Annotated in this window: 12 protein-coding genes and 1 pseudogene; 6 read left to right on the top strand and 7 right to left on the bottom strand. The window is 62.7% G+C overall.

What is annotated here, in order from left to right:
- From RIN13_RS18645 to ggt, 4 genes and pseudogenes are all read left to right on the top strand, one after another.
- Positions 1 to 270 (top strand): annotated as a pseudogene (locus tag RIN13_RS18645) (carbohydrate ABC transporter permease); the annotation flags it as partial.
- A gap of 99 nt (positions 271 to 369) precedes the next feature.
- On the top strand, positions 370 to 1,920 hold the full coding sequence (locus RIN13_RS18640; protein WP_309108808.1) for a DUF3502 domain-containing protein: 1,551 nt from the start codon (positions 370 to 372) through the stop codon (positions 1,918 to 1,920).
- 38 nt (positions 1,921 to 1,958) lie between these two features.
- Positions 1,959 to 5,315 (top strand): alginate lyase family protein, encoded by a 3,357-nt coding sequence (locus RIN13_RS18635; RefSeq protein ID WP_309108807.1) that lies wholly within the window; start codon positions 1,959 to 1,961, stop codon positions 5,313 to 5,315.
- A 139-nt stretch (positions 5,316 to 5,454) separates the two neighbouring features.
- A complete protein-coding gene (gene ggt / locus RIN13_RS18630) occupies positions 5,455 to 7,302 on the top strand; it encodes a gamma-glutamyltransferase (protein ID WP_309108806.1) in 1,848 nt (615 codons plus the stop codon).
- Between the two features lie 28 nt (positions 7,303 to 7,330).
- Here ggt and RIN13_RS18625 read toward each other — a convergent pair whose 3' ends face one another.
- From RIN13_RS18625 to RIN13_RS18600, 6 genes are all read right to left on the bottom strand, one after another.
- Positions 7,331 to 7,678: a DUF6510 family protein gene (locus RIN13_RS18625; RefSeq protein ID WP_309108805.1), complete on the bottom strand. Its 348-nt coding sequence runs from the start codon at positions 7,676 to 7,678 to the stop codon at positions 7,331 to 7,333.
- Positions 7,675 to 8,412 (bottom strand): FAD-binding oxidoreductase, encoded by a 738-nt coding sequence (locus tag RIN13_RS18620; protein ID WP_309108804.1) that lies wholly within the window; start codon positions 8,410 to 8,412, stop codon positions 7,675 to 7,677. The genes RIN13_RS18625 and RIN13_RS18620 overlap by 4 nt, the downstream gene beginning before the upstream one ends.
- Positions 8,413 to 8,422: 10 nt before the next feature.
- Positions 8,423 to 9,016: a sulfite oxidase-like oxidoreductase gene (locus tag RIN13_RS18615; protein ID WP_309108803.1), complete on the bottom strand. Its 594-nt coding sequence runs from the start codon at positions 9,014 to 9,016 to the stop codon at positions 8,423 to 8,425.
- 149 nt (positions 9,017 to 9,165) lie between these two features.
- On the bottom strand, positions 9,166 to 9,648 hold the full coding sequence (locus tag RIN13_RS18610; RefSeq protein ID WP_309108802.1) for an NUDIX domain-containing protein: 483 nt from the start codon (positions 9,646 to 9,648) through the stop codon (positions 9,166 to 9,168).
- 21 nt (positions 9,649 to 9,669) lie between these two features.
- Entirely contained in the window at positions 9,670 to 10,737 is a 1,068-nt protein-coding gene (locus RIN13_RS18605; RefSeq protein ID WP_309108809.1) for a sulfite oxidase, read from the bottom strand.
- A gap of 151 nt (positions 10,738 to 10,888) precedes the next feature.
- A complete protein-coding gene (locus RIN13_RS18600) occupies positions 10,889 to 12,187 on the bottom strand; it encodes an MFS transporter (protein WP_309108801.1) in 1,299 nt (432 codons plus the stop codon).
- Positions 12,188 to 12,284: 97 nt separating this feature from the next.
- On the opposite strand from RIN13_RS18600, the gene RIN13_RS18595 reads away from it, so the two are divergent.
- The gene (locus RIN13_RS18595; RefSeq protein WP_309108800.1) at positions 12,285 to 13,265 is read left to right on the top strand and encodes a LysR substrate-binding domain-containing protein; all 981 of its coding nucleotides are present in this window, start codon (positions 12,285 to 12,287) and stop codon (positions 13,263 to 13,265) included.
- Positions 13,266 to 13,283: 18 nt separating this feature from the next.
- Positions 13,284 to 13,574 carry a hypothetical protein gene (locus RIN13_RS18590; protein WP_309108799.1) on the top strand — a complete coding sequence of 97 codons (291 nt, stop codon included), beginning with the start codon at positions 13,284 to 13,286 and terminating at the stop codon, positions 13,572 to 13,574.
- 2 nt (positions 13,575 to 13,576) lie between these two features.
- On the opposite strand, the gene bioB is transcribed toward RIN13_RS18590, so the two are convergent.
- Positions 13,577 to 14,599 (bottom strand): biotin synthase BioB, encoded by a 1,023-nt coding sequence (bioB, locus tag RIN13_RS18585; protein WP_309108798.1) that lies wholly within the window; start codon positions 14,597 to 14,599, stop codon positions 13,577 to 13,579.
- Positions 14,600 to 14,835: the final 236 nt, after the last annotated feature.

The following is a 14,835-nucleotide window of genomic DNA, read 5'->3' as shown; positions in this document are numbered from 1 at the left end:
CTGTTCTACGCCGTGTCCTACTGGAACGAGTGGTTCACGGCGATGTTGTTCATTTCCGACCCGGACAAATACCCGCTGCAGCTGATGCTGCAGAATCTCATCGCCAACGTGACCAATGCAGCAACGCTGCCCGGATCAGGTTCCGTGGCCCCGATCTACCAGCTGCGCCTGGCCCTGACAGTTGTCACCATCGGCCCCATCCTGCTCGCTTATCCCTTCGCGCAGCGTTACTTCGTCAAGGGACTCACCCTGGGCGCCACCAAGGGCTGAGTCACAGACCCCACCATCAATTTCTCTCCGTTCCGTCTTCATCACCCATCAAAAAATTCCCTGGCCCGCCGGTGTCAGCGTACAAAGGAGTGCACCCACATGATCCCTAATCCAGCAGTTTCCCGCCGCGGTTTCCTTGGCCTTGCCGGAGGCCTCGGCGTTGCAGCGGCACTCGCCGGCTGCGGCACGTCCGGGAGTTCCTCGGGGGGCCCCGTTTCGGGAACTTCGACGGCGGTGCTCCCCAGCACCGCCCCAACCAGTTGGAATGCGGTCCTGGCCAAAGTCAACAGCAAGCTCAAAACTGATCTGGGTTTCGAGCTGGATGCCCAGTTCATCAACTGGTCAAACTACCAGCAGCAGTCTTTGCTGAAGTTCACGGCAGGTGAGAAGTTCGACTCTGCCTTGCAGGCGCTGTGGTTGAACATGGCCCAGTTGCAGCAGAGTGGATCGCTTGCCGACCTCACCAGCGAAATCCCCAAGTACAAGAACCTCAGCGCCACCTTGCCAACGAAGCTGCTGGAATCCAACAGCTGGGACGGCAAGCTGTGGGGCATCCCGCAGGTCAACAGCGCAGCCCGGGTACAGCATTTCGTCATCCGCCAGGACCTTGCCGACACCCTCGGCTTCTCCACCATCACCGACTTCGAACAGCTGGAGCGCTTCTTCTACGCGGTGAAGCAGAAAAACGACGGCACTGTGGCTTACGGCGCGGCGTCCAACAGCGGCTACCTCCATGCGCTGCCGGTGCCCACCGGTATGTTCAACGCTTCCTCATGGGAGAACCCGGACACGATTGCCCGGGCGTTCAGCGGCAAGGGCATGTTCTTCATGCTGGCCAAAGACGCCGCGAAGACAGGGTCCTCCGCCCCGACGCCGTTCTGGGACGACGAAGGGGTGGTGGAGGCGCTCCACCGGATCCGCAAGTACTACAACGACGGCATTATCAACGCCGACGCCCTGAACACCGACGCCGCCACCCTGAAGAGCCAGTGGACGGCCGGCAAATATGCCGCAGGCTGGGCCATCACGGACGGTACATCCAGCAACACCCTCAGCACGCTGCAGAAGGCTGTCCCTACAGCTGCCCTCGCGAACATCATGCCGCTTAAGGAGGGGTTGTCGGCCAAACCCAACCAGACGTTCCAGGCCGACAACATGGTGGTGGTCAATTCCAAGGGCGGCAACCTGGACCGGACGATGCAACTGCAGGACTGGCTCTCCATCAAGGAGAACCACGATCTCATCTCCTACGGAATCGAAGGCACCGACTGGGAACCCGCAGACGGCAACAAATTCAAGCCCCTCAGCGACTATGCCTTTCCCGGCTACGCCCTGTCCTGGCGGGCCAGCCTGGAGCGGAAGTCGCTCAGCATCAGTGCCACCGAAGAGAAGATCTTCGAATGGGCCCAGAACTTCGATAACTTCACCGTCGATCCGTTCGCGTCCTTCATTCCTGACGCCACCCCGGTCAAGCAGCAGGTTGCCGCCATGACCAACGTCATCACCCAATTCGCCAACCCGCTCTTCTATGGCGTCGTGGACGTTGATTCCCAACTGGACAAACTGAAGAAAGCCGCCGACGGCGCCGGGGTGGCCAAGCTCCAGGAGGAGATGGACAAGCAGGCCGACGCCCACCTCAAGAAGGCCTGACTCGTCCCCCTCCTGAACCCACTCCAAGGACCCACTTGATGAAAACAGAGAAGTTTGAATTCAGCCGGCGCAGTCTTCTGCAGTCAGCAGGACTGGCTGGAGTAGCTGCAGGCGTCTACCAGTTTGCCTTCATGGACGCGGCACAGGCGGACCCGTCCGTGAAGGGGGGTTACCAATCGTCCACGACGCCGGGCCCCGGGCCTACCCTCAGTCACCCCGGCATTCTGCACCGCGCAGAGGACCTGGAGCGGATGAAGAAAGCCGTTGCGGCCAAAAAATCCCCGATCTATGAAGGCTTTCTGGCAATGGCGGCGAACCCGCGCTCCTCGTTTTCCTACAAGGTCCAGAACACCGGCCAGATTCAGTCCTGGGGGCGGGGACCTTCGAACTTCACAGGCCAGTCAGTAGGGGATGCCGCAGCGTCCTACCAGAACGCGTTGATGTGGACCCTGACAGGAGACCGTCGGCATGCTGACAAAGCGCGTGACATCCTCAACGCCTGGGCGCGCAGCCTGCAGTCCATCACCGGTGCCGATGGGCAGCTTGGCTCAGGACTTCAAGGCTTCAAGTTCGCGAACGCTGCCGAATTGCTGAGGCATTCAGGCTACGACGGCTGGCCCGAGAAGGACTTCCGGGCCTGTGTGACTTCCCTGCGAAGTGTCTGGTACGAATCCCTGTCCGGCTACGCGCTCTTTGCCAACGGGAACTGGGATGATGCAGCACTGCAAACAATCCTGGCCATAGCCGTTCTGAGCGACGACAGGGTGATGTTCGAGAATGGACTGCGCTTTGCCGCCTACGGCGCGGGCAACGGCTCAGTCCTGAACCGCGTGGTCAACGAATCGGGCCAGGGGCAGGAGAGCGGGCGGGACCAGCCCCACGAACAACTTGGCCAGGGCCTGCTCGGATACTGCGCGCAGGTTGCCTGGAACCAAGGCGTAAACCTTTTTGGGATGGCGGACAACCGCATCCTCGCAGGCTATGAATACAACGCCCGCTACAACCTCGGTTTCAATGACGTTCCTTTCGTGGCAGACCTGGACCGCACCGGCAAATACTTCAAGCCATCAATTTCACCCACAGGGCGCGGGCAGCTCCGTCCCATCTATGAACTGGCCTACTCGCACTACGTCAGCCGCCTGGGACTCTCAGCCCCGGGCACCAGCGGGGTTGTCTTTCGAGGGACCGGTGGGACCAGGGTGATCGAAGGCTGGCACGAGGATGACCCGGGCTGGGGAACGCTGACCTATGCCCGCCCTGCCACGCCGATCGGAGTCCCTGCATCTGTCCCCGGCCTTCCCAGCGGCTTGCGCGGGTCCGGGACCGGCGACGCCGTGTCGCTTTCGTGGGTGGGTTCCGTGGACCCCGTCAGTGGCGCAACTGCCAGCAGTTACAGCGTCAAACGAACTGAGAACCTTGGTGGTGACTTCACCGTGATTGCTTCCGGAGTGCCGGACACGAAATACGAGGACCGTACAGCACGTTCCGGGCGTACCTACTACTACGCCGTTACGGCCGCGAACGAGGCAGGAACCAGCGAAGATTCAGCGGTGGTAGCGGGCACAACGGGACTTCCTGACGCCTGGGCGACTGCAGCAATCGGCACCACATCCGGAGCGGGGAATGCCGTCTTCGACGGCGAACGCTTCACCACCGAAGACCATGGAAGCGATATCACCGGAAGTACCGACAGCTTCCGGTTTACCTATACCCGACTCCCGGACGAAGGGGCTGTCATCGCCCGGATCGTCCATCCCCTCAGTTCCCAGTACGCCAAGGTCGGGGTGATGATCCGATCATCCCTTGATGCCGGGTCGGTCCATGCCGCGATGCTGCTGCAAGGCCTGCCGCTCCACACCTGGAGCGGCGTCTGGACCATAAGAACAGCAACGGGTGGCCCCAGCAATGGAAGCGGCAGCGTTCCCGTGCCGCCCACCCAGCAGCAGGCAATTACCTCCAAGGCCGGCTTTCCCATCATGGATCACGGGTCGCTGCCGGAATCGGCTACTCCCTTGGCAGCCCCGTATGTTGAAGGTGCAGGCGACGGCTACCGCCTGCGCATGCCGTACTGGGTACGGATCGTCCGGACGGGAAAACGGGTGGCAGGCTCGATTTCCCCTGATGGAAAATCATGGACAGAAGTTGGTTCGGTGGAGCTGGATCTTCGAGGCGACGTTTATGCCGGCCTCGCCAGTTGTTCATGTCTTGGGGACCTGGAGTCCGGAACCTCAACGTTCGACAACGTCTCGGTGGGCCGGTGGTCAGTGCCAAAACCAGAAGGAAGGGCGCAGGGGCTTTCAGCGTCTGCCGGCGTGTCTGCGATTGAACTTTCCTGGAGCGACCCCGATCCGGCAGCAAGATATGTGGTTAGGCGCTCGGAATCGCCCGACGGGGACTATAAGACGATAGCGGCCGACGTCGGACCGGTCGGTTTTGGTGTGCACCTGCGCTATTCGGACCCCAGCGGCGTTCCCGGCCGTCTCTACTATTTCAAGCTGGCCAAGACGAACCTTTCCGGCGAAGGGCCGGATTCCCAATCCGTCTCAGCCACCATGCCTGAGGCGTTTGCACCTGCCATGCAGGCCGGCGAGGCCTTTGCGACCCTCGGAGCCGGTTTTGAATACCGGATCGGGGCAACGCCTCCTGCAGGCCGTTACTGGGCACGGCATCTTCCGCCCGGACTGACCGCGGATGACAGGACGGGAGCCATCTCAGGCGTTCCCCGGTTGGCGGGCGTCTTCGAGTCCACTGCGGGTGCGGGCCCTTCGTCAGCACCACTCAGGATCACTGTGGGAAAGCCTCTGCCTTCCCCATGGAGCTCGGCAGATCTTGGGGACCTTGTGCTGGATGAACGCATGCTTGGCGCCGTTGGTGTTGTGGCCCTTCATGCACCAGGTGCAGCTCACGCTAATCAAGGGCAGTTTGTCCTCCGCGGCGCCGGCCCCGGGCTGAACGTCAACAATCAGGGAATGGTTGCCCATGTGGCGCACCAAACCGTGCAGGGAGACAAAACGATCACTGCACGCATTGCTGAGCGGGTAGATGCAGCATCGGCGTCACGGATCGGTGTCATCATGTCGAAGTCGCTGTCCCCTTTCGACCTCATGGCCGCGACAGTCCTCGCTCCGACCGGAGGCTGCGAATTCATCCGTCGTCCTGTGGTGGCAGGACGCGCCACCATCACCGGCGGTGCGTCCGGGACATGGGTGCGCCTGGCCCGGACGGGGAACGTCTTTACTGCGGCAGTTTCAGGGGATGGCATCACCTGGACAAATCTGGCTGAGCAGGACCTGCAGGGCTTCGGTGATGCGCCGTATTATCTGGGGCTTGTGGTCTGCTCCGGGAGCCAGCGCCTTCTCACTAAGGGGGTCTTCGAAGGCCTGGAAATTTCCTGACGCGCAGGCCGAAGACGGCCCCATGGCAGGCGGTGCGACACGTGGGCAGCCAGTTTCCAGCGGCGTTGAGTGTCGCACCGCCGCGTAGTAACGTGGCCCACACCTTCAACTCGCGCATCACTCGGACCCGGGAGAAACCATGCCTAATGTGAGACGTCGATTGGCTGCCGTCACGGCAGTGTTGGCTATGAGCGTCACGAGCGGTGCGGTAGGGAGCCCCGCTTTTGCCGATCCCCGGGAGACTCAAAAGACAGCAACCGCAACCGGGTACGGCGGCGCAGTGAGCACTGTGGACCCGGAGGCGTCGGCCGCAGCAATCGAGGTTCTCCGCAAGGGCGGGAACGCTGCGGACGCAGCCGTCGCCGCAGCGGCAACCCTGGGCGTTACCGAGCCCTACAGTGCGGGGATCGGCGGTGGAGGCTACTTCGTCTTCTACGACGCGAAGAGCGGTGAGGTCAGTACGATTGACGGCCGCGAAACCGCGCCTGCTGCCATGCCCAACGACGCCTTTATCAACCCGGCGACCATCACGCCCGCCAACCCGACCGGCAGCCCTTACCGCTTCACTCCCGAGCTCGTGACATCCGGCGTCTCCGTGGGAGTCCCCGGAACCCCGGCCACCTGGGAGCGGGCGCTCGAGCGGTGGGGCACCGTGGAGCTCTCCGAAGCCCTCAAACCGGCAATCAAGGTAGCTACGCGCGGATTCGTGGTCGACGAGACCTTCCGGCAGCAGACCCTCGACAACAAGCTCCGTTTCGAGGCGTTCACCTCAACGAGCGGACTCTTTCTTCCCGGTGGCGACGCTCCCGCCGTCGGCACGGTTTTCCAGAATCACGATCTCGCCGAGACCTATCGGCTCCTGGCCCGTAAAGGCATGAGCGCCTTCTACACCGGACCGCTCGCGGAGCAGATCGCGGCAACCGTGCAGAACCCGCCGAAGTCGCCTAAAACCTCGCTGCCCGTCCCAGTGGGCCACATGACTGCTGCAGACCTTGCCGGCTACCGCGTGATCGACCAGGCGCCCACTCATGTGAACTACCGGGGCTATGACGTCTACGGTATGGCGCCCTCCAGCAGCGGGGGCACCACCGTGGGAGAGTCGCTGAACATCCTGGCCCAGTTCGACCTCTCATCGAAGGACATCCCTGCTGCCTACCATCACTACCTCGAAGCGAGCGCCCTGTCGTTCGCGGACCGCGGCAAATACGTGGGCGACCCGGCATTCGTGGAGGTCCCGACTGCCGAGCTCACCGATCCCATCTTCGGCAAGGAACGCGCGTGCCAGCTCAATCCACTGGAGGCCGCAGCGAAGCCCGTCGCACCCGGCGGCGTTACCGGATACGACGGCGTTTGCCCGGCTCCAGTGGCGGCGCTTGCCGATGACAGCGACACTGAGAACATCTCCACCACAAACCTGACTGTCTCTGACAAATGGGGAAACGTGGTTGAGTACACCCTCACCATCGAGCAGACCGGCGGGTCCGGCATCGTTGTGCCCGGCCGCGGATTCATCCTCAATAACGAGCTTACTGACTTCACCACTGTGTACAGTCCCACGGACCCGAACCGGATCGAGCCAGGTAAGCGCCCGCGCTCCTCGATGTCGCCCACCATCATCCTGCAGGACGGCAAGCCGTTCCTTGCACTCGGCTCACCCGGGGGATCGACGATCATCACCACGGTCCTGCAGACGATTCTGAACCGGGTGGATCTGGGGATGAGCACCCCTGAAGCTCTTGCGGCACCGCGTGCATCGCAACGGAACACCGAAAAGGTCACGGCTGAACCCGAGTTCATCGCGGCGTATGGAAGCCAGCTGGCGCCCTACGGGCACCTGTTCACGCCGTCGGGCGACGCGTTCACTTCGGCAGCACAGATCGGCGCAGCGACAGCTATTGAGTTCCTGCCCGACGGCCGCACCGTTGCCGCGGCTGAGCCAGTGAGGCGCGGGGGCGGTTCCGCGATGGTCCTCAAACCGTCACCCTAAGCTCCGCCCTGACCTGGTGAACTCCCGCCTAGTCCTCGCGATCGATCTGCAAGTAGCTAAGGCCACTCAGATCGAGCCAGAACTGGGTAGGAGTCTCCACCAGGCGCAGAAGGACACCCTCACAGGATTTGCAGCGAACAACGATTCCTGGGCCGTCGGCATAGACCGATGCCTCTCCGAACGCCCGGACATTGCCGCAGTGGTTGCAACGCCCGATCGCAGCGATGATGTCAATGCGGAAAAGTTCCCAGAGCGCGCCTGCGGCCGCATTACCGTCAAGATGGGCAATTGGATTGCCTGCTGTGCCGGCAATGTCCGGATCCTCGTTGCGCGGATCTTCAGCGCCCCGAGCAGCGGAACCGTTGTTGACAGTCACGGGGTCCCTCCCGTTCCACCGAAGCGTTCAGTCTTGATCGACGCGGCCGGATAGCCCGCCGCTACCAGCCACTCCGCCACCGTCTCGACAAAGACTGTTTGACCGCAGATGAAGAAGTCCGGCATGTCCTCCTCAGGGAGGATTTTCGCCAACAGTGTTTCTGCCGTAAGCCGTTTCGCAGCAGTCGGCCAACCCGGGGGGACCGCGCGGGTATAAACATAGTCGACAGTGAGTTTGGTGGATTCCCTGCTCAGGGTGAGCAGTTCCTCTCGATAGAATCCCGATTCGGGGGATTTGAGCGAATAGAGCAGGCGGAATTGTGACTGATTCGCGGAGGCCTCGTGAGCGCGGATCATCGACATGAGGGGCACGACTCCGGAACCTCCTGCGATCAGCTGAACCGGGCTCGTGTTGGTCGGCCGCCAAACAAACCAACCTCCTACGGGTCCCCGGATTTCCAGTTGGTCTCCGACCGCCAGGTGCCTCACCAGGTAGGGGGAAACCTCACCGTTAGCCAGTTCGTCCACGGTGATTTCGAGGAGCTCATCCATACCGGCAGTGGCCACAGAGTAGGAGCGGACAGCTGTGTAGCCGTCATCCGCCGTGAGTCGGATATCGATATGCTGGCCTGCGAGGTTGCCCATCAGGCCGTCCACCCGCAGCCCGATGGTCCTGGCTGTTTCAGTTTCCGGAGTTCCGCTGACGACATCGGCGACGCGCCACAAGGTGCTCATGCGTTCTGCCTCATGAGTAGCGCTCTTCCTGCCAGGGGTCGCCGTACATGTGGTAGCCGTTGGATTCCCAGAACCCTGGAATGTCGTCCTGTGTCAGCTCGATGCCATTGATCCACTTGGCGCTCTTCCAAAAGTACAAATGAGGCACCAGGAGGCGGGCAGGTCCTCCGTGGGCCCGTTCAAGCGGGTGGCCATCGAATTCCCAGGCCACCCAAGCACGGCCCTCCAGAAGGTCCTGCAGCGGAACGTTCGTTGTGTATCCACCGTAGGAGTGTGCGGTGGTGAACTCCGAGGTTGTTTCCACCTCCTCGAACAACGTGTCCAGCGATACTCCGCGCCAAGTCGTCCCGAGCTTGGACCAGCTTGTCACGCAGTGGATGTCGGTCCGGATCTCGACTTGCGGAAGGGCCATAAAAGCATCCCAGGACCACACGTACCGCTGGCCTTGCTCGGTGGCAATGAAGAATTCCCAGTCCTGTGCAGGGATGTCAGGCGCAGGGCCCGCCGTCAGTACAGGAAAGTCTGCTGTCTCGTGTTGTCCCGGGGGCAACGCTGGATTGCCTGTCTGGCGTCTCCCATGAAAACCGGACGAAATAATGCCCATCAGGTACCTCCGCTACGGAGCTGCGCCGGTCGGACTGCGATCGGTTCCCCCACGATATGTCAAGGGCCGGAGAGTATCCAGACGTTCAGGGCTACCGTATCGGGAGATGGAGATTTGACCTTGACTGAGCCTCAACTCCTACCGGGAGTTCAGCGGCCCGTGCCGCTTTCCCTGACACAGTGGATGAGGGCGTCGAGGATGGGCAGTTGGCCCTTCACCAGCTTTAGGCGTGCTTCATGCTCTCCTATCCAACGCGCCTCGTCGATCTCGGGAAACTCCCGGACTGTGCCGGATCCTTTGGGCCATTCCAGGGAAAAGGTGTTACTCACAACGCGCTCGGGATCGAACTCCGATTCCGCTGCGAAGGCCATGATGATCTTTCCTGAGGGTTGCCGGAAGGCGCCAAGTTCGACGTAGTCAGCGGGCGGCGCGGGGCTGCCCATTTCTTCAGCAAACTCGCGCTGCGCAGCTGCCAGGGGGTTTTCGTCGTCGAGGTATTCACCCTTGGGAATGGACCACGAATGGTCCTCCTTACGGGCCCAGAAGGGTCCGCCCATGTGGGCAATCCATACTTCCAGCTCCGATGATTTGCTCCACCGGTACAGCAGGAGGCCTGCGCTGCGAACCGTCACTTGCGCACCGGACAAACGGGGCTAATCAACGGTCACTGCGATGCGCTGCACCTGGTTGTTCGCCATCCCCTGATAGTTCCAACTTTGCTCTAGCGGCTGCACCGCCCCCGTTGAATCCGTGGCCCGGCACGAAAGCTCGTGTTCGCCAGGATCCGCCACCCAGGGCAAGGACCAGGAGCACCAGGCGAAAGGCCCGGCCGGCGGTTTCAGTTGGGCGTCGCTCCACTTGCCATCGATGCCTACTTCCACCCGCTTCACGGCACCTTCCCCGGACCAGGCCCGGCCCTGCAGCAACACTGGTCCGTGCGGAAGGATCCTCCGGCGCGTGAAGAAATCCGGAATACCCGGCGGGACCATCAGGGAACGCACCTGGATTCTGGAAACCGGCGTGCCGGCGTCGTCCGCGTCCTGCTGGTAGCGGTACGCAACCGACTGCTGGAACCCCTCAAACGGCTGCCTCAGGACCTGGATGGATTCGAGCCATTTGACGCTGGTCATGCCGTACCAGCCAGGCACCACGAGCCTGAGCGGGTAGCCGTGCTGGGGCGGAAGTTCGCTGCCGTTCATGGCATAGGCAAGGACGACGTCGGGACGCATCGCCTCCGCAATGGGCAGGCTCCGTGCGTAACGCTGGGGAACGCCTCCCTGGACGCCAGCGTCGATTCCGGTGAACAGTACCTCGACGGCGTCGGAGTCCACCCCTGCCTGGGCCAGCAAATAGGCGAGCGGAACTCCTGACCATTCCGCGGTTCCTACCCCTTCAAGGACCCAGGGCTGGCTGAGGGGCCGGGGGGTGAGGAGCGAGCGCCCGTTGCCGGCGCACTCCAGGGTCACGGGGATACTGATCATTGGGTCCCTGCGCAATGCGGTCATGCTCAACTCCACGGACCGCTCCACAGCTCCGCCGATCCGCAGGTGCCAGGAGTTGATGTCGATGAAGGGAATGTCGAAGTGGGTGAGCACGTAATGCAGCCCGGGGGGAGTGATGTCCCTCTGCAGCGCCTCCAAAGGCATTGAATGGTTCCTGGCTGACAGTTGCAGTTCCTCCGGCGTCAGCGGGCCCTTTGTGGGCGGCGTCGCGTGCGGCATCGGGTGCGGCGGGGGGACGTTTGCTGCTGGATTCGTGGACTGGGAACGGGGTAGCTGCTCGGTCATGGCGCTGCGATTCTGCTCAGGACCGGCCCCATTTGGTGGGCCGGTCTTCCGTTGAGAACAGGTCTACGCTGCCATGCGGGGACGGTCAAGACCGGTGCTCAATCCCTCCACGATGTGAACGGGCGTGTACGACGGCGGTGATTGCCGCCGTCGTACACGCTAGTGCCATTACGGTCAGGGCGAGGGCATTCCAGCCCAACGACTGGAAAACGAGTCCGCCTGCCCACCCGAGGAGACTGGAGCCAAGGTAGTAGGCGAGGTTGTAGAGCGATGCCGCCTGCGCCCTCCCTGACGTGGCGATCGCGCCTGTCCAGCCCGCCCCGATGCTGTGGGCCGCAAAGAAGCCGCCGGTAAAAACGAGCAGTCCAACCAGGATAAGGACCAGTGCTTGGGTCAGTGTCAGCCCCAGCCCTAAGACCATCAGGACGATTCCTGCCAACAGAACGTTCCGGCGGCCGAATCTGAGGGTCATGCCGGCGGCCCAGCGCGAGGAGCCTGTCCCTGAGAGGTAAGCGAGGAAAATCAGGCTGATGACGGTGGCGGGCAGGCTGAAGGGCTCTCCTGACAAGCGGAACCCCAGATAGTTGTAGACGGCCACAAAGCCGCCCATCAACAGGAAAGCCTGAATGTAGAGCACCAGGAGTCGAGGGTTGCGGCCATGCCCGGCCAGGGTCTTCAATGCGCCCCGAAATCCGGCCGCCGGTGCCGCGGCGAACCCCTGTGCTCTGGGTACCAGCACCAGGAACAGCACCGCCGCCACCGTTGCCAGGACCGACACCGCCAACGCCGCTGCCCGCCATCCCCAGAGCTCACCAACCGGCCCTGCCACCAGCCGGCCGGCTAGTCCTCCCAGCGTTGTGCCTGCCACGTAGCTTCCCGCGGCGAGGGCCGCGTGTACCCGGTGGACCTCCTCGTTCAGGTAGGCAATGGCGATCGCTGGAATGCCGCCCAAAGCCATCCCTTCGAGCATCCGCAGCCCCAGCAACACGGGGAAGCTGGAGGCCAGCGGGACCAGCAGTCCCAGTATGGTTGCAGCGCAGATGCCTATGGACATGGCCCGCACTCTCCCGATCCTGTCGGCCAGGAAGGACCATGGGATTACTGTGATGGCCAGTCCGACGGTGGCCAAGGAAATGGTCAATGCCGCCTCCGCTGGGCTGATGCGGAGGTCGGACGCCATGGTGGGCAGCACTGCCTGCGTGGAGTAGAGCTGGGCGAACGTGGCCACGCCAGCGAAGGCCAGGCCAGCGAGGGCTTTCCGGTATCCGGCCGAGCCCTTGGCGTGCCCGTCCCAGGCTTGCCCGGAGTGCACATCCCCGGAGTGGCCGGGATTTGAGGGGACGGGACTTGAGCGGACGGCGGTGTGCATCGGAACGTGCGGCATGAATCCAGCCTAGGTTTTCCAAAAGGATGCCTCCAATGCATGATTTTTATAGAATCAATGGCATAAGTGGATTGATTCCAGGGCGGGACGGGAAGCCATGTCTCTTGAACACAAACAACTGGTGCAGCTTCTGCCGCTCCTGCCGGTGCTTGCGGAATTGGGGCGGACCCAGCACGTCACCGAAACGGCCGAACTGCTCGGCATCCCTCAATCCACTGTCAGCCGCGCGTTAGCCAGGGCGAGCGCCGTTGTGGGCACGGAACTTCTGATCCGCGAGGGTCGCGGGGTGCGGCTGACTCCCGCAGCCAAGGCGCTGCTGCCCTACATCGAGGCGGCCCTGGATGAATTCCAGACGGGGTTGGACGTGGTTCGCCAGCAATCGGAGGTGGTGCGGGGCAGGATCTCCGTGTCCTTCCAGCACACCTTTGGGGAGGCGACCCTTCCTCTGCTGATCAGCGCATTCCGGAGCCGCTATCCGCAGACAGCCTTTGATCTTAGCCAGGGGTCCAGGGATGGCTGTCTTGCTGAGCTCGCTGCCGGTACCGCCGACCTTGCCCTCACCGCCCCGGTGGCACCAGCCACCCGCACCATCGGTTCGGCTGCCCTGTATCGCGAACCGTTACGCCTGGTGGTCCACCACCAACACCCTCTCGCGGGCCGCCGTCGAGCACGCCTTGCTGACGTCAGGCAGGACCCTTTTGTCGCTCTCGGCCCTGGCTATGGCCTGCGGTCACTCACTGACGCCCTGTTCAGGGAAGCGGGCTTCCGCCCCCGGATTGCGTTTGAAAGCCAGGACTCCCATACGGTCAGAGGACTGGTATCCGCGGGCCTGGGGGTCAGTATCCTGCCGCCCGATGGGCTGGAGCCGGCCAGGGATGTTTCGCCCCACACGGGAAACCTGGGGTGGGTTGATGTTCCGTTGGAGTCAGGGCTTGCGTACCGCGAAATCGGGCTGGCGTGGCGGGAACGGCGTGGGGGCTTTGATGCAGAACCCGATCAGGTGAGGCTCTTCCGTGAGCTGGTGCTGACTGAGGGGCTTGGCCTGCTGGCAGGGCTGGTCCGGGCGCGGTCGGAGTAGGAAGCTGCTGAAGACGACATGGGCAACGCCGACAGTGCCCCGCTGCCTCCTGTGCCGGGCCTCCGCTCACTGGAAAAACGCTCCATGGCGGGCGCATTGAGCGGTCCAGCCAAGCGGCGTTACCTGCACCTTCATTCGACGGCGGCAGTAACCGCAGTAGCGGGACGGCTCCAGTTCCAGCTGTTCCCGGCATCGAAGGTGAGGATCCGCCGCGGAGCCGGTGGCGCCGTCGTCGGGCTCTCCACAGTGGCCGCAGAAGCTGCCGCTGCTATTTGGATTTTCGGGACCCGTGCGAGCCGATACTCCTGAGGTCACAGTGACTTCTGCAGTTCCTTGATGGGCATGTTCAATTCGACCAACAGGCTGAGGTCTGCTGTTGCAGGACGGCCCAGGGTGGTGAGGTAGTTGCCGACAATGACAGCGTTGATGCCTCCGAGCAGGCCTTCGCGGGTGCCCAGGTCGCCGAGGGTCAGCTCGCGGCCCCCCGCGTACCGCAGTACTGTTCTGGGCATGGCAAGGCGGAACGCGGCGATGGCGCGGAGGGCATCCTTGCCGTCCATAATGCCTTGGTTTTCCAAAGGGGTACCGGGCCTCGGATTGAGGAAGTTCAACGGGACTTCGTGTGGCTCCAGTGCGGCCAGCTGGGCGGCGAGTTCAGCGCGTTGCTCCAGGGATTCGCCCATGCCGATCAGGGCTCCGCAGCACAGTTCCATGCCGGCGGCTTTGACCATGTTGCAGGTTTCCAGACGCTCCTCGTAGCTGTGGGTCGTCACCACCTCCGGGAAGTAGCTGCGGGCTGTTTCCAGGTTGTGGTTGTAGCGGTGCACTCCCCACTCCGCCAGCTGGTCAACCTGGCGTTGGGTCAGCATGCCCAGAGAGCAGGCGATGTTGATGTCCACGGCTTCATTGATCCGGTCAATCGCGAACTTGATCTGGTTCATGAGTTTGATGTCCGGGCCACGGACAGCGGCGACGATGCAAAACTCGGTGGCACCGGTGGCGGCAGTTTCCTTGGCGGCTTTGACAAGTTCCGGGATGTCCAGCCAGACGCCCCGCACAGGAGAGTCGAACAGGCCTGACTGGCTACAGAAGTGGCAGTCTTCAGGGCAGCCTCCGGTCTTGATGGAGATGATGCCTTCCACCTCCACGTCCTCGCCGCAGTGCCTGAGCCGGACTTCGTGGGCGAGTTGCAGAGCGGCTGGGAGGGCTTCGTCGGGCAGTCTCAGGACGTCCACGAGCTGCTCCTGCGTCAGGCCCCGGCCCGCCTCCAGGACCTGCTGGCGGGCGATCTCCAGAATTTCGTAGCTCGTCGGGAGGTTTGCCTGAATCGTCATCGATGGTCCTTTGCGCTGGCTGCGGATTTGCCTCACAGCCGACGCTAGTTTCCCTTTGCTGCCGGGATTTTGTCGGGTTTCTACAAGCCTGCCGCCGGGACTTTGGGTGCGCCTAACCCAACGCTCGCTCAGGTTTCGGGGGTTTTTACCCGACGCTCCCTCACGTTTCGCGGGTTTTTACCCGACGCTCGCTCAGGTTTCGGGGGTTTTTACCCGACGCTCCTTCACCTTTCGCG

This window comes from Arthrobacter sp., assembly GCF_031179985.1.
Classification (GTDB): domain Bacteria; phylum Actinomycetota; class Actinomycetes; order Actinomycetales; family Micrococcaceae; genus Arthrobacter.
Note: the sequence above shows the minus strand (reverse complement) of the source record. Positions and strands in the feature narration are given on the sequence as shown.

Bases quoted from the DNA above. Each gene is read 5' to 3' on its own strand.
- RIN13_RS18640 (WP_309108808.1), top strand. From the start codon at position 370: ATGATCCCTAATCCAGCAGTTTCCCGCCGCGGTTTCCTTGGCCTTGCC.
- RIN13_RS18635 (WP_309108807.1), top strand. From the start codon at position 1,959: ATGAAAACAGAGAAGTTTGAATTCAGCCGGCGCAGTCTTCTGCAGTCA.
- ggt (WP_309108806.1), top strand. From the start codon at position 5,455: ATGCCTAATGTGAGACGTCGATTGGCTGCCGTCACGGCAGTGTTGGCT.
- RIN13_RS18620 (WP_309108804.1), bottom strand. From the start codon at position 8,412: ATGAGCACCTTGTGGCGCGTCGCCGATGTCGTCAGCGGAACTCCGGAA.
- RIN13_RS18615 (WP_309108803.1), bottom strand. From the start codon at position 9,016: ATGGGCATTATTTCGTCCGGTTTTCATGGGAGACGCCAGACAGGCAAT.
- RIN13_RS18605 (WP_309108809.1), bottom strand. From the start codon at position 10,737: ATGCCGCACGCGACGCCGCCCACAAAGGGCCCGCTGACGCCGGAGGAA.
- RIN13_RS18600 (WP_309108801.1), bottom strand. From the start codon at position 12,187: ATGCCGCACGTTCCGATGCACACCGCCGTCCGCTCAAGTCCCGTCCCC.
- RIN13_RS18595 (WP_309108800.1), top strand. From the start codon at position 12,285: ATGTCTCTTGAACACAAACAACTGGTGCAGCTTCTGCCGCTCCTGCCG.
- RIN13_RS18590 (WP_309108799.1), top strand. From the start codon at position 13,284: ATGGGCAACGCCGACAGTGCCCCGCTGCCTCCTGTGCCGGGCCTCCGC.
- bioB (WP_309108798.1), bottom strand. From the start codon at position 14,599: ATGACGATTCAGGCAAACCTCCCGACGAGCTACGAAATTCTGGAGATC.